General features: G+C 68.5%; 18 protein-coding genes and 1 riboswitch. Of the genes, 6 read left to right on the top strand and 12 right to left on the bottom strand.

Features of this window, described 5'->3' with window-relative positions:
- Nucleotides 1-18: 18 nt before the first annotated feature.
- The 4 genes from QM714_RS06195 to QM714_RS06180 form a co-directional block, all read right to left on the bottom strand.
- Nucleotides 19-1,767: a cytochrome b gene (locus tag QM714_RS06195; protein WP_415098620.1), complete on the bottom strand. Its 1,749-nt coding sequence runs from the start codon at nt 1,765-1,767 to the stop codon at nt 19-21.
- A complete protein-coding gene (locus QM714_RS06190) occupies nt 1,764-2,810 on the bottom strand; it encodes a Rieske 2Fe-2S domain-containing protein (protein ID WP_415098618.1) in 1,047 nt (348 codons plus the stop codon). Before QM714_RS06190 ends, QM714_RS06195 begins: the two co-directional genes overlap by 4 nt.
- Nucleotides 2,807-3,613, bottom strand: a complete 807-nt coding sequence (locus QM714_RS06185) for a c-type cytochrome (protein ID WP_415101001.1) — start codon at nt 3,611-3,613, stop codon at nt 2,807-2,809. Before QM714_RS06185 ends, QM714_RS06190 begins: the two co-directional genes overlap by 4 nt.
- A gap of 96 nt (nt 3,614-3,709) precedes the next feature.
- Nucleotides 3,710-4,315, bottom strand: a complete 606-nt coding sequence (locus tag QM714_RS06180; protein WP_415100999.1) for a cytochrome c oxidase subunit 3 — start codon at nt 4,313-4,315, stop codon at nt 3,710-3,712.
- Nucleotides 4,316-4,494: 179 nt separating this feature from the next.
- Between QM714_RS06180 and QM714_RS06175 the strand changes: the two genes are divergently transcribed.
- Nucleotides 4,495-4,917, top strand: coding sequence for a hypothetical protein (locus QM714_RS06175; RefSeq protein ID WP_415098616.1), 423 nt, complete (start codon nt 4,495-4,497; stop codon nt 4,915-4,917).
- Nucleotides 4,918-4,967: 50 nt separating this feature from the next.
- Entirely contained in the window at nt 4,968-5,996 is a 1,029-nt protein-coding gene (gene trpD, locus QM714_RS06170; RefSeq protein WP_415098614.1) for an anthranilate phosphoribosyltransferase, read from the top strand.
- Nucleotides 5,997-6,062: 66 nt separating this feature from the next.
- Here trpD and QM714_RS06165 read toward each other — a convergent pair whose 3' ends face one another.
- The 3 genes from QM714_RS06165 to QM714_RS06155 form a co-directional block, all read right to left on the bottom strand.
- A complete protein-coding gene (locus QM714_RS06165) occupies nt 6,063-6,341 on the bottom strand; it encodes an Lrp/AsnC family transcriptional regulator (protein ID WP_415098612.1) in 279 nt (92 codons plus the stop codon).
- 9 nt (nt 6,342-6,350) lie between these two features.
- A complete protein-coding gene (locus QM714_RS06160; protein WP_415098610.1) occupies nt 6,351-8,615 on the bottom strand; it encodes an aminotransferase class III-fold pyridoxal phosphate-dependent enzyme in 2,265 nt (754 codons plus the stop codon).
- A 61-nt stretch (nt 8,616-8,676) separates the two neighbouring features.
- Complete coding sequence (locus QM714_RS06155; protein ID WP_415098608.1) at nt 8,677-10,455, bottom strand: DEDD exonuclease domain-containing protein; 1,779 nt, start codon at nt 10,453-10,455, stop codon at nt 8,677-8,679.
- A 73-nt stretch (nt 10,456-10,528) separates the two neighbouring features.
- Between QM714_RS06155 and QM714_RS06150 the strand changes: the two genes are divergently transcribed.
- The 4 genes from QM714_RS06150 (at nt 10,529) to QM714_RS06135 (ending at nt 13,351) form a co-directional block, all read left to right on the top strand.
- Nucleotides 10,529-10,759 (top strand): hypothetical protein, encoded by a 231-nt coding sequence (locus QM714_RS06150; RefSeq protein ID WP_415098606.1) that lies wholly within the window; start codon nt 10,529-10,531, stop codon nt 10,757-10,759.
- Between the two features lie 49 nt (nt 10,760-10,808).
- The gene (locus QM714_RS06145; protein WP_415098604.1) at nt 10,809-11,015 is read left to right on the top strand and encodes a hypothetical protein; all 207 of its coding nucleotides are present in this window, start codon (nt 10,809-10,811) and stop codon (nt 11,013-11,015) included.
- A 234-nt stretch (nt 11,016-11,249) separates the two neighbouring features.
- Nucleotides 11,250-11,430, top strand: a riboswitch (cyclic di-AMP (ydaO/yuaA leader).
- A 12-nt stretch (nt 11,431-11,442) separates the two neighbouring features.
- Entirely contained in the window at nt 11,443-12,429 is a 987-nt protein-coding gene (locus tag QM714_RS06140; protein ID WP_415098602.1) for an NlpC/P60 family protein, read from the top strand.
- A gap of 214 nt (nt 12,430-12,643) precedes the next feature.
- On the top strand, nt 12,644-13,351 hold the full coding sequence (locus QM714_RS06135) for a basic secretory protein-like protein (RefSeq protein WP_415098600.1): 708 nt from the start codon (nt 12,644-12,646) through the stop codon (nt 13,349-13,351).
- 49 nt (nt 13,352-13,400) lie between these two features.
- On the opposite strand, the gene QM714_RS06130 is transcribed toward QM714_RS06135, so the two are convergent.
- The 5 genes from QM714_RS06130 to QM714_RS06110 all read right to left on the bottom strand — a co-directional run bounded on the left by QM714_RS06130 (nt 13,401) and on the right by QM714_RS06110 (nt 18,709).
- Complete coding sequence (locus QM714_RS06130) at nt 13,401-14,198, bottom strand: SWIM zinc finger family protein (protein WP_415098598.1); 798 nt, start codon at nt 14,196-14,198, stop codon at nt 13,401-13,403.
- The gene (locus QM714_RS06125) at nt 14,191-17,208 is read right to left on the bottom strand and encodes a DEAD/DEAH box helicase (RefSeq protein ID WP_415098596.1); all 3,018 of its coding nucleotides are present in this window, start codon (nt 17,206-17,208) and stop codon (nt 14,191-14,193) included. Before QM714_RS06125 ends, QM714_RS06130 begins: the two co-directional genes overlap by 8 nt.
- A gap of 376 nt (nt 17,209-17,584) precedes the next feature.
- Nucleotides 17,585-17,800, bottom strand: a complete 216-nt coding sequence (locus tag QM714_RS06120) for a Flp family type IVb pilin (RefSeq protein WP_415098594.1) — start codon at nt 17,798-17,800, stop codon at nt 17,585-17,587.
- A gap of 273 nt (nt 17,801-18,073) precedes the next feature.
- Nucleotides 18,074-18,283, bottom strand: a complete 210-nt coding sequence (locus QM714_RS06115) for a Flp family type IVb pilin (RefSeq protein ID WP_415098592.1) — start codon at nt 18,281-18,283, stop codon at nt 18,074-18,076.
- A 159-nt stretch (nt 18,284-18,442) separates the two neighbouring features.
- Nucleotides 18,443-18,709, bottom strand: coding sequence for a Flp family type IVb pilin (locus QM714_RS06110; RefSeq protein ID WP_415098590.1), 267 nt, complete (start codon nt 18,707-18,709; stop codon nt 18,443-18,445).
- Nucleotides 18,710-18,742: the final 33 nt, after the last annotated feature.

Below are 18,742 nucleotides of genomic sequence, written 5' to 3'. Positions count from 1 at the left end.
GCTCGACCGACGACGCTCCTAGCGGAGCGGCTCCTCGTCCGCGTCGTGCAGATTGTGGCCATCGAACTGGTGGCCGTCGGCCGGGTGAGCCAGGCTGGACTGCAACTCGAGCTCGTGGTCGACGTGGTGATGCGCCTCGTCGAGCTCCTCGGCTGTGGGCGGCTGCACGTTGTCGGCGTAGTTGAGCGCGGAGAGCTGGGCGCGCAGGTTCTGTAGACGCGTCCCGCGGGCTGCCACGCCGTTCTCGTCGGCATCGGACTCGATGCTGTAGACCTCGTCCGGCTCACGACCACCGACCAACCGGTAGGCGTGCTCCTCGGAGACGGGCAGGTGCCGCTCGGAGTAGCCGCCTTCTGGCGAGCGCATGATCACACCGGACTCGTAGCCGTGCAGCAGCATCTCCTTGTCGTGACGCTGGAGCGAGATGCACCAGCGCCTGGTGATCAAGAAGGCGACCAGCGGCCCGACGAAGATGAGAACCCGGTTGATGTAGGTGATCTGGTTGATGCTCAGATGGAAGGTGGTGGCGATGATGTCGTTGCCGCCGGCCTCCCACAAGATGCCGTAGAAGGTCATCAAGGCGACCATCGTCGCGGTGCGGGTCGGCGCGTTGCGTGGCCGCTCGAGCAGGTGATGGTCGCGCTTGTCGCCGGTGATCCAAGCCTCGATGAACGGCAACATGAGCAGGATGGTGAACATCACGCCGGGCAGCACGATGATCGGCAAGAAGATGTTCCACGAGATCGTGTGGTGCCAGATGTGGGTCTCCCAGCCGGGCATGATGCGCAGGGCACCGTCAGGCCAGCCCATGTACCAGTCCGGTTGGGAGCCGGCGGTGACCTTGGACGGGTCGTAGGGTCCGAACTTCCAGACCGGGTTGATGGTGAGGAGACCTCCCATCAGTGCGGTCATGCCGAACACCACGAAGAAGAACCCGCCCGCTTTGGCCATGTAGACCGGCAGCATGGGGTAGCCGACTACGTTCTCCTGCGTCCGGCCAGGACCGGGCCACTGGGTGTGCTTGTGGTAGACGAGCAGCAGCATGTGGGCGGCCACCAGCGCGAGCAGGATGCCGGGGATCAGCAAGATGTGGATGGCATACAGCCGCGGGATGATCGACTCGCCCGGGAACTCGCCACCGAACAGCAGGAAGGACATGTAGGTGCCGATGATGGGCATCGACTTCATGAAGCCGTCGGCGGCTCGGATGCCGGTGCCGGAGAGCAGGTCGTCGGGCAACGAGTAGCCGGTGAAGCCCTCGAGCGTGCCGAGCAGCAGAAGCAGGGAGCCGATGACCCAGTTGAGCTCGCGGGGCTTGCGGAAGGCGCCGGTGAAGAACACCCGCATCATGTGCACCATCATCGCGGCGACGAAGAGCATGGCTGCCCAGTGGTGCATCTGCCGCAGCAGCAGGCCGCCGCGCACGTCGAAGGAGATGTGCAGGCTGGAGGCGTACGCCTCGGACATGTGGATGCCGCGTAGCTGGCTGTAGGAGCCTTCGTAGAGGACCTCGCTCATGCTCGGTCGGAACCAGAAGGTCAACAGCGTGCCGGTGATGAGGAGAACGACGAAGCTCCACAGCGCGATCTCGCCGAGCATGAAGGACCAGTGGTCGGGAAAGACCTTGCGGAGGTTCTTCCGCATCATGCCCGCGAGGCCGAGCCGGTCGTCTGCCCAGCCGGCGGCGGCTCCGACCTTGCTCGGAGGCTTGGCGGTGGCCGGCTCGTCGCGGTTGCTGTCCGCGACCTTGCTGGTGTCGATGCTCACTGCGAGTCACGCTCCCAAAAGCTCGGTCCGACCGGTTCGGTGAAATCGCTCTGGGCAACCAGGTAGCCCTCTGCGTCCTCCATCAGGGGCAACTGCGGTAGTGCCCGGGCGGCGGGGCCGAAGACGACCTTCCCGGCGTCGGCCAGGTCGAAGGTGGACTGGTGGCACGGGCACAGCAGGTGGTGGGTGGTGCGCTCGTTCAGCGAGATCGGGCAGCCGACGTGGGTGCAGATCTTGGAGTAGCAGACGATGCCGTCCACCGCCCAGTCATCGCGGCCCGGCCCAGGCTTGTTGTCGGCGGGGTCCATCCGGAGCAGGATCACCGAGGCCTTGGCCTTCTCGACCTGCAGTTGAGCGCCCTCGACAAGGGGCTCGCCGTCCTCGTCTGTCTCGAAGAAGGCGGCCGGCTGAGCGTTCACCAGGTCGCCGACCTCGAGCTCGGAGACCTTGATCGGGGTGCCAACCACGTCGCGGACCACGCGCATGCCCTTGTCCCAGATGGTGTGCTTGAGCACGCTGATGTCGAGGGGACCGAGGTCGCGCAAGAGCAGGATGGGGGAGAGCCCGGCGAGCCCGATCGCCCCGAGCAGCGTGTTGCGGATCAGCGGGCGGCGGCCGATCCCGGACTCCTCCAGGCCGAGCTGGAGGATCTGCACGGTGGCCTCGCGGTCCTCCTCGCTGGAGGCGGCCGGGTGGCGGAGCTCGACGATCTCATGGTCGGCCATCAGCTTCCGGGCCCAGTGGATGATGCCGATGCCGATGAAGAGGAACGCGCCACCCATGCACAACCCGAGGGCCATGTTGGAGCTGCGGAAGTGCAGGAACGTTGACGGGTCGTCGCCGACTGCGAAGACGAAGTAGGAGACGAAGAAGAGCACCGCGCAGACCATCGAGAGGCCGAACCAGGCGGCGACCTGGCGCTCGGCCCGCCTCGCCATCTTCTCGTCGACGTCGGTGGGTCGCCACTGGTGCTCGGGGAGTCCAGGGTTGGCGATCGGCTCCTCGGCATCGAGGACGGGCAGGGTGGACTCGTCGTGGCTCACGCTTCCTCCACCTTCTTCTTGCTCGTGCGCGTGGTGTGGGCGGCGATCCAGGTCGCGATGCCGACCAGGACGGCGATGCCGAGCCAGGTGAACAGACCCTCGGCGACCGGGCCGACCGCGCCGAGTCCGAAGCCGCCGGCCTCAGGCTCCTCGCGGATCGACTCGATGTAGGCGATCACGGCCCGCTTGTCGTCGGGCGAGATGTTGCCGTTGGAGAACTTGTCCATCGGGCCAGGGCCGGTGAGCAGTGCCTCGTAGATGTGCTTCGGGCTGGTGTCGTGCAGCGACGGTGCGTAGCCGCCGCGCGGCATGGCGCCGCCGGCGCCGTCGAAGTTGTGGCACGCGGTGCAATTGGCGAGGAAGATCTGCCCGCCCAGGACGATCGCCTTCTCGCGCTCCTCGTCCGACATCCCGGCGGTGGAGTAGTCCTCCTCGTTGGGGATGGCCGGGCCTGGGCCCAGGGTGGCCACGAAGGCGGCGATCGCCTCGCGCTCCTCGTCGGTGAAGACCGTCTGCTTCGCCGGGCCCTGCTGGCCGGGCTGGGTCAGGGGCATCCGGCCGGTGCCGACCTGGAAGTCGACCGCAGCGGCGCCGACGCCGACCAGGGACGGCCCCATCTGGTCCTGGCCGTCGCCATCGGTGAGCTTGATGCCCTCCCCGTTGAGTCCGTGGCAGGTCGAGCAGTTGACCGTGAAGAGCTCTCGGCCCTGGGCGACCTGGGCGTCCGTGCTCGTCGTCTCATCGGCTTGCGCCGGCGCGAAGGCGGCGTACAGGCCGCCCATCGCCAGCAGACCGAGGGCCATCACGAGCAGGCCCGCCAGTCGGCTCCGGCGATGCCGGGAAAGCCGTCCGACGGATCGATTCAAGAAGCGCACCGTTTGGTCCTCTGCTTGTCGTGACTACTTGATGAGGTAGATCGCTGAGAACAAGATGATCCACACGACGTCGACGAAGTGCCAGTAATAGGACACCACGATCGCGCTCACCGCTTGCTCATGGGTGAACCGGCGGGCCATGAAGGTGCGGCCCAGCACGAACAGGAAGGCGATCAGCCCGCCCGTCACGTGGAGGCCGTGGAAGCCGGTCGCGAGGAAGAACAGAGTGGAATAGGCGTTGTCGGGGAGGGTGAAGCCCTCGCGGACCAGGTTGGCGTACTCGAACGACTGGCCAGCGATGAAGACCGCACCCATCAAATAGGTGAGCACGAACCACTCGCGCAGTCCCCACTTGCCGACTTGCAGCAGCGAGCCGGAGCGTCCCACCTGCCCACGCTCGGCGGCGAAGACTCCCATCTGACAGGTCACCGAGGAGGCGACCAGGATGATGGTGTTGACCGCGGAGAAGGGCACGTCCAACTTGGCGCTCTGCTCGGCCCACAGCTCGGGACTGACCGCGCGAACGGTGAAGTACGCCGCGAACAGGGCCGCGAAGAACATCAGCTCGCTCGCCAGCCAGATGATCGTCCCGACGCTCACCATGCTGGGTCGGTCGTGATGCCCGTGCAAGCGGGAAGCAGGTATCGCGGAAGCAGTCGCCACGCAGTCATTATGTCGGTAGTTCAGCCGACCGCCACCCCGACCCCCGGGTTAAACAGACAGATTGTCACGAGAACGTGCGCGAGGCCGGTGGGAGCGGCCTGGGACCTACGGGCGCTCCGAGGCTGCGGAGCGGTAGCATCGCCCCCGTGAGCGACGCGACCTCTGCCCGGACCCAGCCGCTGAAGGTGCTCGTCTACAGCGACGATGTCACCACTCGCCAGCAGGTCATTTTGGCGCTGGGGCGCCGCCCCCACCCTGATCTGCCCGAGGTGGAGTACGTCGAGGTGGCCACCGAGCCGGTGGTGATCCAGAACATGGACGCCGGTGGGATCGCGTTGGCGATCTTGGACGGTGAGGCGGTGCCGGCCGGGGGCATGGGCATCGCCAAGCAGTTGAAGGACGAGATCTACCACTGCCCGCCGCTGCTGGTGCTGATCGGACGCCCGCAGGACGCGTGGCTGGCGACCTGGTCGCGTGCCGACGCCGCCGTACCCCACCCGCTGGACCCGGTGCAGCTGGCCGAGACCGTGATCTCGCTGCTGCGGTCGCGAGTGCCCGCCAGCGCCTGAGCTGAGCCTGAGTCTGCTCGATCCTGCCCTGTCGATCCTGGGAGCATCCGATGACCCACTCCTGGCCCGAAGTGCTGTCCGGGCTGATCGCTGGCCACGACCTGACGGCCGAGCAGACCGCTTGGGCGATGGGCGAGGTGCTGGCCGGTGAAGCGACCCCGTCCCAGATCGCTGGCTTCGCGGTCGCGCTGCGCGGCAAGGGGGAGACCGTCGAGGAGGTCGACGGACTCGTTTGCGCCATGCTCGCCGAGGCGACGCCGATCGCCGTCCCGGGTCGGCTGCTCGACGTGGTCGGCACCGGCGGGGACCGCTCGATGTCGGTGAATATCTCGACGATGGCCGCGATCGTGGCCGCCGCGGCCGGCGCCCGGGTGGTCAAGCACGGCAACCGGTCTGCGTCCTCGCAGTCCGGCAGCGCCGACGTGCTGGAGGCATTGGGCATCCGGCTCGACTTGCCCGCCGCTCGGGTGGCGGAGGTCGTCGAGGAGGTCGGCATCAGCTTCTGCTTCGCAGCGGCCTTCCACCCCGCCCTGCGGCATGCGGCGGTGCCGCGCCGAGAGCTGGGCGTGGGCACCACGTTCAACTTCCTCGGGCCGCTAGCCAACCCGGTGCAGCCCGCTGCCCAGGCGATCGGCTGCGCGGACACGCGGATGGCGCCCGTGATGGCCGGTGTCTTCGCACGCCGTGGGGTCGATGCCTGGGTGTTCCGTGGCGACGACGGGCTGGACGAGTTGACCACGACGACCACCTCGACGGTGTGGTTGGTCCACGACGGCGAGGTAGCCACCGCCAGCATCGACCCAGCAGACCACGGGCTCGCCCGGAGCACGGTCGACGACCTGCGTGGGGGCGGCGCCGAACACAACGCCGACGTCGTACGCCGTGTGGTCGGCGGCGAGCCCGGCCCGATCCGCGACGCCGTCGTGCTCAACGCCGGCGCTGCCCTGGCCGTCTACGACGCAGCACCCGGGACGCCCGACGAACGGCTCGGCGCCGGGCTCGCCCGGGCCCAGCAGGCCATCGACGACGGAGCCGCTGCCGCGCTGCTCGACCGCTGGATCGCTGCGACCAGCAACTGAGTGTGGCTCTGGTCGGCGGGAGTCACGCGGCCTGTTCGGCTGAGAAGGTGTTTCCCAAACACGTTCTCAGTCGAGGCCGACGGAGAAGGCGGACTCCAGGTCGTGGCGGGAGTAGCTGCGGAAGGCGATGTGGGTCTCGGTCTCGGTCACGCCGTCCACCTTGTTGAGCTGGTCGGCCACCACCGCCGCGACGTCGTCGTGGTTGCGCACGCGGACCAGCGCGATCAGGTCGATCTGGCCGGTCACCGAGTAGACCTCGCTGACGCCGTCGAGAGAAGCGATCGCCTCGGCGACCTCGGGGATCCGAGCGACGTCGGCCTTCACGAAGACGATGGCGGTGATCATGGGCACACCCTAGTCCGAGAGTGCCTTCACCGCGTCGGCGAGCCGGTCGACGAAGAGATCGACATGGTGCTCCTCCCAGACCAACGGCGGCCGGACCTTCAAGACGTTGCCACGCGGGCCGGTGAGCCCGGCGAGCGCTCCCCGCTCCACGAGTGCCTCGAGGAGATCGCGCGCGGTCGTGCGAGGGCTGTCACCGACAATGTCGACGCCGACCACCAGGCCGAATCCGCGAACCTCACCGATCACGGCAGACTCGGCGGCCAACGCCTGCAGGCGCGACTTCAGATAGCCGCCCACCTCGACGGCCCGCTGAGGGAGCCGACGGTCCTCGAGGACGTCGAGCACCGCGTTGCCCGCCGCTGCGGCCGCGGGAGTGGCGGCGAAGGTGGAGAAGTACTCATACCGCCCCGCGAACCGATCGACGAGTTCTCGGCGGGTGATCACGGCACCGATCGGATAGCCAGCACCCATCGGCTTGCCCAAGGTGACGATGTCCGGGGTGATCCCGGCCTGTCGGAAGCGCCACAGGTCCGGCCCGCTCCGGCCATAGCCGACCTGGACCTCGTCGGCGACATAGAGCGCGCCCGCGGCATGCGCGCCCGCGACCAGGCCCTGGAGGTACGAGGCCGGTGCGTCGAGGACTCCCTCGCTGGTGAACCCGCTGTCGGCAATCACCAGCGCGGGACGATAGCCACGGCCGGCCAGGTCGGCGGCGGCGGCCCTCACGCGCTGCGCGGCGACTGCGGAACTGAGCTCACCCGAGCCGACAGGTGCCTCGAAGGTGCCGACGGCGGCAGGTCGGTGGTCGGGCGGCCACTCGTTCGAGCTCAGGTCGGCCATCCATCGGGTGCTCCCGTGATAGGAGTGCTCCACGATGATCGCGCCTTCGGCCCCGGTGGCCTCGGTCGCGAGGCGCCACGCCAACTCGTTGGCCTCGGTCCCCGAGGTGGTGAACAAGCAGGTGTCCAGGCCCTCCGGCATGGTGGCCACCAGCCGCTCGGCCAACTCCACGATCTCGGTGTGCAGGTAGCGCGAGTGGGTGTTCAGCCTCGCGAGCTGGCGGCCGACGCGGCCGACGACGGTGGGGTCCGCGTGCCCGACGACCGCGACATTGTTGTAGGCATCGAGGTAGCGGCGACCGGTCTCGTCGATCAGCCAAGGTCCCTCGCCTGCCACCATCTGGACCGGGCTGCGGTAGAACAACGGGGCAACCGACCCGCCCATCACTTCGGCCCGCCGCGCGGCAAGACGCTCGGTGGCGACGGGCGCCTGGCCGCCACGGGTGCCGGCCATTCGGTGGAAGCGCGCCGCGAGCTCCTCTAGCGAGAGCCCTCCCATGACCGTGAGAATGCGGTCGGCGGCGGCGTCGTACTGCGTGATGTAGGCGGTGTTCTCGGTGTGCACGGCGGCGCGGGTGCGCGAGATCAAGATGCCGACCGCCAGTCGGGCGAGCACCATGGCGCCGAGCGCATCGACTTCGGCGTCGGTGAGCAGCCGATGGCGTTGGTAGCCGCGGATCACCGCGGCCGCGAGATCCCAGGTCCCGGCTAGCTGGATCTCGGCGGTGTTGCGGATCACCGAGGTCAGAGACACGGCCAGATCGCAGGCGTTGGCGGTGTGGTGCATGTCGCCGAAGTCGATGATGCCGCTGACGAGACCGCCCGAGGCGAGCACGTTGGTGAGCGTGACGTCCGCGTGCTGGATGCCGCTGGGCAGGTGGCTGCTGGCACCGAGCGCAGGGGTGGCTCGTCGGATCAGCTCCCAGAGCGGATCGCTGGGCCTCAATTGGCCGGCGTCCTGCGCCGTGCGCGCTGCCTGCGGGAGGCGGCGGAGGTCCCAATCGAGATCACGGTCGCCCGCAGCGGGGTGGTAGAAGCCCTGGAGCGCCACACTGACTCGGGCGGCGGCGCTGCCCACCTGCTCGGCCATGTCCTCGGTGATCGGAGAGCCCTCCAGCGGAGCTCCGGGCACGATCGTGATGAGCCGAGTCAGGCACCGGCGACCGCTCTGGTCGGTGATCGGATGGATCGCGTCGCCGGCGAGGGTGGGCACGGTGCGGGGCAGCGGCAGGTCCGGATCGCACCGCGCGGCGTGAGCCATCGCGGCCACCTCCATGTCCACGACCTCGGCGGGCTCGGCCGGGTTGGAGACCTTCAGCACGTGGCTGTCGTCCACCAGGATGTTGAGGTCCCGCTCGCTGGCCAGAGGGGTCACGCGCGGTGCCGCCAGTCCCCACGTCTCGCCGACGAGGTCGCTGGCCGCCGCCAGGGACAATTGGGGAGCTCTCTCCGATAGCACACTTCCGGGCACGGTCGATGGTCTCATTGACGATCAGCTAACGCGTCGGCCGAGCCGCCGTGGTCAGTTCGTGACGCTCGTCGAACGGGACCAGGGCCTCGCGAGCACGCAGCGCGAGGTCGTGTCTGGCGAGATGTCGCGCTGCTCCGCGCACCGGGCAGGTCCATGCGCCGTCGACCTCCACGAGCCGCACTCCCGGCTGCTCGAGCCAGTGCAGGATCCGCTCGGTCTCCTCGGCGCTCGCCGCGGGAACGGGTCCAGGCCCTGCCGCCACGGTCTCGGCGGCGGCGCGCAGCTGCGCGACGTACGCGTGGGCATCGCCGCCAGGTGGGATCACCCCGGCCGCCGCGAGGCGGCCGTGCCGGATCACGTGGACCTGCCAGCGGCCGCGCTCGTCACAGCGGATGGCGGTCAGCTCACTGCGCCCGGTGAGCGCGGCCAGCCGCTGGGTGCGAGAGGCGGCGCGGAGGAACGCGCCGAGGCGGTCGCGGTGCACGCCGGCCTCCTCGTAGCGCTCGTCCGCGGCCAGGCCGGCCATCTTGGCCCCGATCACGTCGACCACCGCCTCGGGGTCGTGGATCAGGGTGTGGCGCAGCGCCTCGATGATCGAGGCGTACGACGCCGGGTCGGCGCTGCCGTCGCAGGGGGACAGACAGCGCCCCATCTCGGCCAGCACGCAGGCCGATCTGGACGGCTCGCGAGGCAGCCGGCCCGAGCACTGCCGGATCGGGAAGGTCTCGTGCAGGGCGGCCAGGCACTGCTCGGCGACCCGCTTGGACCCGAACGGGCCGAGATAGCAGGCATCGTCGTCGAGGACTCGGCGCACCAGCGACAGCCGTGGCCAGGGCTCATTGGTGAGTTTGAGAAAGTGCATCTTCTCGGGGAACCGGGATCGCCGGTTGTAGCGCGGCTTGTGCTGGGCGATCAGCCGCAGCTCACGCACCTCCGCCTCCAGAGGAGTCGCGCACTCGATCCCCTCCACCGTCTCGGCCAGGGCGACCATCTCGCCGATCCGGCTGCGGGTCTCCGAGGCGGTGAAGTAGCTGCGCACCCGAGTGCGCAGATCGCGAGAGGTGCCGACATAGAGCACGTGGCCGGAGCCGTCCCGGAAGAGATAGACGCCGGGGGCGTGGGGGAGCGGCTTAGCGAGGTGGCGTTTGCGGCGCTGCTCCGGCGAGACCCGCGCGGTGTAGGCCTGCAGCTCCTCCAGGGTGTGCACGCCCAGCGCGCCGAGCCGCTCCAGCAGGCCGTGCAGCACGTCCACGGTCGCGCGGGCGTCGGCCAGTGCTCGGTGGTTGGGGGTGGTGCTCGCCCGGAAGGTGCGTGCGAGTGAGGAGAGCTTGCAGTCGGGCGCCTCGTCGCGGGTCACCACCCGCCGCGCGAGCCGGACGGTGTCGACGACCTCGAAGCCTGGCCACGGACGGCCCTGCGCCTCGGCGAAGTGCTGCAGGAAGCCGACGTCGAACGGGGCGTTGTGGGCGACCAGCACGCTGCCGGCCGCGAACTCGAGGAACGCCGGCAGTGCTGCCTCGATGCGCGGGGAGTCGGCCACCATCGAGTTGGTGATGCCTGTCAGCACCGCGATGAAGGGCGGGATCTCGGCCTCCGGGTTCACCAGCGTCTGGAACTCGCCCAGGATCTTCCCACCCTCGACCCGGACCGCCCCGATCTCGGTGATCATCGACCCACCCTGGGCCGACCCGCCGGTGGTCTCCAGGTCGACCACGCAGAAGGTGACCTCGCGCAGCAGCCGGCCCATCTCGTCGAAGCCGCGCTGCGCCTCCCACCGCGGAGCTCGGGTCACCGCCTCGGTCATGGTCACCGACGCTATGTCCGACCCCCGACATGAATGCGGTGCCGCGCGGAGGAGGCGCCGATAGGGTCGTCTGGTGATCACCTTGCTGCCGGATCGGGCTCATCGCTGGCGATGTGCGGGATGTGGGAACCTCACCCGTTTCGACGTGACCCGGACACGCCGCACGGCAGAGTTCTGGCACCTCGACCTGGGCGGCGAGGCGAGTGTCGAGGAGACCGAGGTGCTGGGGGAGACGATCGAGTCGGTGCGCTGCCGTTGGTGCGGCCGCGACGACGCCATCGAGCTGGTCCCGCGAGCGGAGTAGCGCGTTCTCCGCGGAGGATGTGTCGGAGGGCTCCGGCAACCTTGTTGGCATGACGACGCGAATCGACTGTGACACCTGTGTGGTGCGCGGGGCTGGCTGTCACGACTGTGTGGTGACAGTGCTGCTGGGACCACCGCCTGAGCTGAGCTTCGACGACGACGAGCGGCGTGCCCTCGACGTCTTGGCCGGAGCCGGACTGGTCCCGCCGCTGCGGATGGTCCAGCCGATGTCCGGCCCGGAGATCGAATCGGCGTGACTGCGCCCGGCTCCGTGACCGCGCAAGCACCCCGACCCCGCGACGGTGCGTGCCTGACACGGCACCACCATGTTTCTCCTGAGACAGATGGGTCTGATGTGACGCACGTGAAGGCGAATCTCGGCACGTGAGACGAGTCACCCAGGAATCGCCGTGGCCAATTTGTGACCTTTCCCGGGACCCGGCTAGTGTCAGGCGCGATGGTGCTCGTGGAAGTGGGTCAGACCGGCCCGCGCGAGCACCGCGTCGAGTCTCGAGACGCGGTCGGGGGGACGACCGCGAGCGAGAGCCGGGGACCCACCGCACTCTGGGGTGAATCAGGTCCAAGACGTCCGCGTGCGGACGTGGAGGTGCTGTAGGGCCACGTCGTGCCCGAACCCGTCAGCTCACCCGGTAGACGTACGACACCCAAGGAGTAGGTCCGCTCGTGCCCCACGGTCGGAAGCGCTTCCTCGCGGCATTCGCCGCAGTGGCCGCCCTCGCCAGTTTCGGTCTTATCCAGAGCACCCCCGGATACGCCGCCCCCAGCATCGATGACGTGCAGAAGCGCGTCGATCGCCTCTACGACGAGGCGGAGCAGGCGGCTGAGCGGCACAACAACATCCAGCTCAAGCTGGAAGATCTCCGCGCCGATCTGTCTGCGATGCAGGCAGACGAGCAGCGCCAGCAGCGGCGGCTCAGCGTCGTGCAGACCCAGGTCGCCGACTCGATCGTGCGCCAATACCAGGGCGAGGGTCTCTCGACCGTCGGCCAGGTCGTCGTCTCCGACGACCCGAGCGGATTCCTCGGCGAGCTGTCAACGGTGTCTGCGGTCACTGACGTGCAGACCGGGCTCTACGCCGACTACGCCACCCAGCTCAAGGCGCTCGACATCAAGCACAGCGCTACCGCCAAGCGGACCAAGCAGATCACCGCGGCGGAGAAGGAGTCGGCCGAGGCAAAGGCGACCGCGGACAAGAAGCTCTCCGAGGCCCAGGCCGAGCTGGACAAGCTCAAGGAGGAGCAGCGTCAGGAGCTGCTCTCCAACGACGGCAGCACCGTCGCTCCCTCGAACGTTCCCGCTTCCGGCCGCGCGGCCGCCGCCGTGCACTACGCGCTGGCCCAGGTCGGCAAGGCCTATGTCTACGGCGCGGCCGGGCCGAACGCCTTCGACTGCTCCGGACTCACCATGGCTTCGTGGGCGCAGGCCGGCGTTGGCCTGCCGCACTCCTCGAGCGCGCAGTTCGGCTCCGGGCCGCACATCTCCGAAGGCGCCCTCCGCCCCGGCGACCTGGTGTTCTACTACAGCCCGATCCACCACGTGGGGATGTACATCGGCAACGGGCTGATCGTCCACGCGGCCAACCCGGGCGCGGGCGTCCGGGTCGCCCCCTTGCACTCGATGCCGTACGTCGGCGCGGTCCGCCCTGGCTGATCAGCCTCGGCATCTCCTCGGGCTGCGGCCCGTCTGGGCGACGGTTGCAGCATCGGCGCTGTTGACGACGGCGTGTGCTGTCGCCACGTCGGGAGCGGCCGCACCGGACTCGACGGATGGCCGTCTGGCCAGGTCGGATCCGAGCGGGTCGTCGACCGCCGCCCTGCCAGGACTAAGCGCCGGCGCGAAGGCGTCGACGGACCATGCGGTCCCGTTGCGCGAGCAGACGCAGGTCACCGTCCGGCGCAGCGGGGGAGTTGTGGTGATCCGTGCTGCAGGCGCGCCCAATGCGGCCGTGGGCTATCTCCGTGCCGCGAGGCAGGCCGTTCGGACGGTGGCCGGGGTGCTGCCGCGCTGGCGGCCACATCTGGTGGTCGAGGTCCCCGCCGACCGGGCGACGTACGCCGCGGCGATCGACGGCAATGTGGGCGAACGCAAGGAGCTGGCCGCGGTGACCACGCAGGTGCGAGCCTCCGCGCCCGCCCGTGTCGTGCTCAACCCGGAGGTGTTCCCCGGCATGGGTCGTGACGGCGTCAGAGTCGTGCTCGCGCACGAGGCCACCCATGTCGCCACCCATGCCAGCGCGAGCGATCTCCCGATCTGGCTCGTCGAAGGGTTCGCCGACTATGTGGCGCTCCGCGATATGCGGGTGTCGATGAGCCGCAGCGCGGAGCAGCTGATCGCCTGGACGAGGCAACACGGGCCGGTGGACCGACTGCCGGGGGAGCGCTGGTTCGCCGCCTCCGGCCTCCGGCTCGAAGCGGCGTACGAAGCGTCCTGGCTGGCCTGCGTCGCGATCGCCGACGATCGTGGCGAGGCGGGCCTGGTGGCCTTCTATCGGCGTGCCGAGCGCTCGGGCCGCGTGGAGCCGCCGCGAGGGCTGGTAGACGAGGTGAATGCGCTCGTAGCCATGCTGGAGTAGCTGGTGCCGACGGTCGGCACATGCGTCGTACGCACCAGCAGCCGTCGAACTACTCGTCGGCAAAGGCCAGGTAGGCCGGACGGAGCAGATCGAGCAGTGGTCGGTCCCGCAGCGAGAGGCCGGGGTCGGGCAGCGCATCCAGCGCTGAACCGGTCGCCGCAGGTCGAGTGAGTGGAGGAATCGGGGCGGCGGTGTCGAAGTAGCTGTCCATGCACTCCTCGAGCGGGCGGCTGGCAACACTGGCCTGAGCGCTCGCGGCGGATGAACGGAGCGAGCGAAGCGCCGCCAGGAGCGTCTCGCGATCGCGCCCGCGCCAGGCCAGGATCGCGAAGGGGTCGTCGTCGAAGGCCTCGGCGAGCAGATAGAACGCGGCAGCGATGTGCTTGCAGGGCACCGCGCGGTCGGGGCAAGTGCAGTCGAGTGACAATTCGTCGACATCGGCGGGGAAGAGCCGAGCACCGTGGGCGGCGAACAGGTCCTCGATCTCCTCGGGCATCTCGCCGGCGAGCAGCTGGGCGGCGTACCAAGCTTCGCCTGCCAGCGCCTCCTCCAGCTCGACCCACTTGGCTTTGCCGTAGGCAGCCAGGCCGATCCGGACTCGGTAGGGCCGAGGCCGGCTCCCCTGCACGTCCGCAGTCACCGCGCCGGCGTCCACATCCAGGTTGAGCACCTGACCGCGACGGGCGTAGTTGCGGCCTCGCTGCAGTCGGTTGCCCAGGCCGAGATGCTCGAGCGCGGAGACGAACCGTTCCGACCACCAGGTCTGGCCGATCGCGCCACGCGCACTCCGCGCCCGCAGGCCACCCTCCACCGTGCGCGGCCTCGACTGTGGGAACCAGCTATTCATCGACGGCACCCGCAGAGAGCGTGAACACCTCACGCAGATCCCGAGCTGACAGTTCGGTGAGCCAGCTCTCGCCGTCTCGCACGACGAGGTCCGCGAGGGCCTTCTTCTCCTCGATCATCTCGTCGATCTTCTCCTCCAAGGTTCCGGTGGTGATGAACTTGCGGACCTGGACCGTGCGGTGCTGTCCGATCCGGAAGGCGCGATCGGTGGCCTGGTTCTCCACCGCCGGGTTCCACCACCGGTCGAGGTGGATCACGTGGTTGGCGGCCGTGAGGTTCAAGCCGGTTCCTCCTGCCTTCAGCGAGAGCAGGAAGATCGGGGGACCGTCACCGGACTGGAAGTCGGTGACGAGCTCGTCCCGGCGCTTCTTCGACGTGCCGCCGTGCAGGTAGGCCACGTCGGTGCTGAGCCGGGCCGCCAGATGGGGGAGCATCATCTCGGCAAACTCGGTGTACTGGGTGAAGCAGAGGGCCCGGTCGCCCTCGGCGAGAAGCTCGTCGAGGATCTCCTCCAGGCGATTCACCTTGCCCGATCGCGTCCCGATCGACGATCGGTCATGGAGCAGCAGGGCAGGGTGGTTGCAGACTTGCTTGAGCTTGGTCATCGCCGCCAAGACGTTGCCGCGGCGCTCGATACCCTTGGTGCCCTCAATCCGCTCCATCATCTCGTCCACCACCGCCTGATAGAGCGACGCTTGCTCGGCGGTCAGCTGGCAGTGCTGCTTGATCTCGATCTTCTCGGGCAGGTCGTCGATGATGGTGGGATCGGTCTTGAGCCGTCGCAGGATGTAGGGGCGCGTGATGGCACGCAGCCGTTCGGCCGGCTCGGTCGCCCCGTGCCGCTCGATCGGGATGGCGTAGCGCGTCCGGAACTGCTCGGGGCTGCCGAGGCTGCCCGGATTGACGAAGCTCAGGATCGACCACATCTCGGCGAGTCGGTTCTCGACCGGCGTGCCGGTCAGGGCGACCCGACTGCGGGCAGTCAGTTGATTGGCCGCCTTGGCCGATCTGGACAGGCTGTTCTTGATCGCCTGTGCCTCATCGAGCACGACGCGGTCCCACTCGATCTCGGACAGCTCGTCGATGTCGCGGGTGGCCGTCGCATAGGTGGTCACCACCAGGTCGGTGCTGGACAGATGATCCCGCAGGTCGTCACCACTCAGGCGCTCGCGGCCGTGGTGGGCGTACACGCGCAGCGCCGGAGTGAACTTGGCCGCCTCACGCTGCCAGTTGCCGACCAGCGACATCGGGCACAGCAACAAGGTCGGACCCAGGTCCGGCTCCTCGGAGCGCCGGGTGAGTTCGAGGGCAAGCAGTTGGATCGTCTTGCCCAGTCCCATGTCGTCGGCGAGGCATGCTCCCAGACCGACTGAGTCCAAGAACGCCAGCCAGGCAACGCCTCGGAGTTGGTAGGGGCGCAACGTGGCGTTCAACCCGTCGGGCGGTGAGACGGGCTGGATCGCTGCTCCGAGGGAGCCGTCGAGCAGGTCGCCGAGCCAGCCTTCGGAGCGCACGCTCATCACCGGCAAGGGCAGTTCGGAGTCGTCAGGGTGCGTGAGAGCCAGGGCAAGGATCTCGGCCGCAGTCATCTGCTTCTTGCGCTTCTGCTTGAGGAACGCGAGACCACGCTTGATCTGATCGGGATCGATCGCGACCCATTGGCCACGCAACCGGATCAGCGGTGCCTTGGTTGCGGCCAGCACCGCGATCTCATCCGCGGTGAGTGCTTCTCCGCCCACGGCAAGATCCCAGCGGAAGTCCATCAACTGGTCTTTGCCGAACTTCGCGGTCTTGGTCACCACTCCGTCGACTGGCGTCGACGCCGAGAGCTGGAGCCCGAGCGCACGGTGGTGGTCCCACCAGTTCGGAAGCAGCACCCCGAAGCCGGCTTCGTCCAAGGCGGGCGCCACGGTCGTGAGGAAGCCGAAGGCACCTTCGGCGTCGAGTTCCAGCCACCGCGGCTGTGCCTGGCGTAGGCCAGCAGCCAAATCTGGGAACAGCCGACTGGCACGGCCGAGCTCGCTCAACAGCAACTCCTGCGGGCGGGGCAGCCACCGGTCCAGGCCGCCGTCGTCCTCCCAGATCTGCTGTGCGGGCACCAACAGGCTCGGGTCCGCGCTGGCCTGCAGCAGGAACTCCAGCCGCCAGCCGTCCGTCGTGTCTCCGGAGACGTCGGGTTCGTCGAGGAGAGGCTCGTCTTCGGACAGGGACTCGGCGCCTGGCTCGACGAGTCGGAAGCTGGCGCGCGCAAGCCCCGCCGTGCCGCGACCGATCCCGTCCCAGGGTGTCAAGGCCTCGGCGAGTGCTGCGGTGTCGGTCGGCTCCGCCTGGAACTCTGCGTCGCTCGCCGTCAACGCGGTCAGCCACGCTTCGAGCGCAGGCAACACTCGCGGCCGGCGACCTCGCCGTGGTGGGGTGAGCTGTACGCCGTCCTCCAGCCGCCGCCGGGCGGCTGCGTCGACGAGTGCAGAGAGCACCGTGGTGGCGAGTTCGGTCGGGTCGTCCTGTCCGGGGACCGCGCGGCACACCGGCGGCATCGCCAGCGCGAGGCTGTGCAGGAGCACGACATCGTGTCCTTCGAGCTTGGGTCGCCAGCACGCGTGAGCGTGTCCCTCGCGGACCTTGACCGCCGGGATCACTCGACCTTCGCGGACCAGCTCGGTTGCCAGCTGTGCGATCTCGCCGAGATAGTCCAGGGAGGCGCCGCGTCGCACCTGGGTGGTGCCTTCGGTCAATGCAGCGAGCGCGGTGCTCGGGGGCAGGGTCACCACCGGCACCGTCCACGCGAGCAGCTCGGGTGCCGACCTCGGCGTCGGCCGTGGGCTGGGCCGCAGCAACCGGGGTGAGTCGAGGGGCGCGCTGCGCAGCGACGGCAACAGCAAGGTCGTCTCACCGGACTCGCCGCGTGGCATCTCGCCGAGCAGCTCGTCCAGCGTGTCGGTCAGGGTGTCCGCTGACGCGGCGAACGGATGCGGTCGTGCCGAGCGGACGGCCTGGCTGGGACTCTTCACGGCCAGATCGGAGTCCTCCGCCCAGACGCGAAGGCCATCACCGGGCGACCAGAGCCCGTGAAGCACCAACATGCGTCGGATGACCGTTCTAGGAAGGGGCGGGCGGGGACCGACAAGACTCTACGACCTGCGGCATCCGGATCGGCCACGAGCCCCTCGTCCGTCTGGGGCAAATTTGGTTGAGGAGACCGACCCGCCGTGGGCGCCATGGCCATGCGGAGTCCCGCATCGCGGTGTAACGCGGAACCGGAGGTCGGGTGCGCACTTCGCCTTGGCAGCGCCTTGGTCATCGCCCTGGTGTCCTCCCGATTCGATGTCCGGAAATGGCAAGTGGCCGCGGACCTTGCGGTCCGCGGCCACTCGGAGTGGTGCTAGATCACGAGTTGCAGCCGGTGGCGGTGCCGCCGCCACCGTCGATGCAGCTCTTGGTGTTGTCGAACACGTCGCTGACCATGCCGCCGAAGGCGAACACCGCAACCACGATGACCGCGGCGATGCCGGCGACGAGCAGGCCGTACTCCACGGCGGAGGCGCCGCGCTCGTCCATCTTGGCGAGGCGGGCGTCGAGCATGATGCGCAGGTAGTTCAGCATTTGATTTACTCCTGTGTGTTGGTGTCGATCCTGATTGGTGTCCGAGGATCGCTCTCGGCGCCTCGTTGACTCAATCTTGGCGTCTTCGGCAGCTTCTTGTGATCGGAATTCGGTCGAATGGGGGTAGTCCATTCGGGCCATTTCGACTGGCCCTCGAGGTGGCCTGCTCGCGCTCTGACGCCACCAGTGCGTAGTCTGCCCGTGGGCACGGCAATGTCGCGTGGCCGCAGACCGACAGGTCTGCGGCCACGCGACACGGCTTCTGTGCCGTCGCTACTCGCAGGAGCGCGCCATGTGGCTGGCGATGGTGTCGCAGCTTCCGCTGAAGAGAACGTCTCGCACGCTCCCGCCAAAGGCGAAGACTGCAACGGCGATCACGGCGGCGACGCCAGCCACCAGGAGTCCGTATTCGACCGCTGACGCGCCCCGCTCATCAGGCCTGGCAAAGCGGCCGACGAGGGTGATGTGGAAGTGGGACAGCATGAGTCGTCAACTCCTAGGGGGATCCGGTGGTCGTGGCGACGCCCGTGCAATCAGTCTCCGACGTCTTGCTCGGTCATGGGACGAGAGTTCGGTTGGACTGGGGTAGCCCGATCGGACTATGCGCGCCTGCCCCTGGCGTTCAGGGATTCGTTGTGCTGGTCAGTTGCAAGACGTTGTCTGCGAGACCGCCTTGCACGACTCGTCGAAAGAATTGGTTACAGAATCTCCGAGTGCGAAGGTCGTCACGATCATCGCCGCAGCTATCCCGACCACGAGGAGGGTGTACTCGACGGCAGAGGCACCGCGCTCGCTCCTGGTGAAGCGCGAGCGGAGCAGGATCGACAGGTAGGTCAACATGAATGCCTCGCGTGCTCGATGGTGGACCCAGATTCCCGGAACGGCCAGCATCCATGATGCGGCGCGCATCGGTGTGTTCGTGGGCTTTTGACCGAACCCGCC

Origin of the sequence: Nocardioides sp. (assembly GCF_047602075.1) — a bacterium.
Classification (GTDB): domain Bacteria; phylum Actinomycetota; class Actinomycetes; order Propionibacteriales; family Nocardioidaceae; genus Nocardioides.
The sequence above is the reverse complement of the archived record's forward strand: the minus strand, read 5'-3'. Positions and strand labels throughout refer to the sequence as shown.

What these genes read in the sequence shown, in the direction of transcription:
- QM714_RS06110 (WP_415098590.1), bottom strand. Translation starts at nt 18,709, where the DNA reads ATGCGCGCCGCATCATGGATGCTGGCCGTTCCGGGAATCTGGGTCCAC.
- QM714_RS06130 (WP_415098598.1), bottom strand. Translation starts at nt 14,198, where the DNA reads ATGAATAGCTGGTTCCCACAGTCGAGGCCGCGCACGGTGGAGGGTGGC.
- QM714_RS06155 (WP_415098608.1), bottom strand. Translation starts at nt 10,455, where the DNA reads ATGACCGAGGCGGTGACCCGAGCTCCGCGGTGGGAGGCGCAGCGCGGC.
- QM714_RS06185 (WP_415101001.1), bottom strand. Translation starts at nt 3,613, where the DNA reads ATGGCCCTCGGTCTGCTGGCGATGGGCGGCCTGTACGCCGCCTTCGCG.
- QM714_RS06165 (WP_415098612.1), bottom strand. Translation starts at nt 6,341, where the DNA reads ATGATCACCGCCATCGTCTTCGTGAAGGCCGACGTCGCTCGGATCCCC.
- trpD (WP_415098614.1), top strand. Translation starts at nt 4,968, where the DNA reads ATGACCCACTCCTGGCCCGAAGTGCTGTCCGGGCTGATCGCTGGCCAC.
- QM714_RS06145 (WP_415098604.1), top strand. Translation starts at nt 10,809, where the DNA reads ATGACGACGCGAATCGACTGTGACACCTGTGTGGTGCGCGGGGCTGGC.
- QM714_RS06115 (WP_415098592.1), bottom strand. Translation starts at nt 18,283, where the DNA reads ATGCTGTCCCACTTCCACATCACCCTCGTCGGCCGCTTTGCCAGGCCT.
- QM714_RS06120 (WP_415098594.1), bottom strand. Translation starts at nt 17,800, where the DNA reads ATGCTGAACTACCTGCGCATCATGCTCGACGCCCGCCTCGCCAAGATG.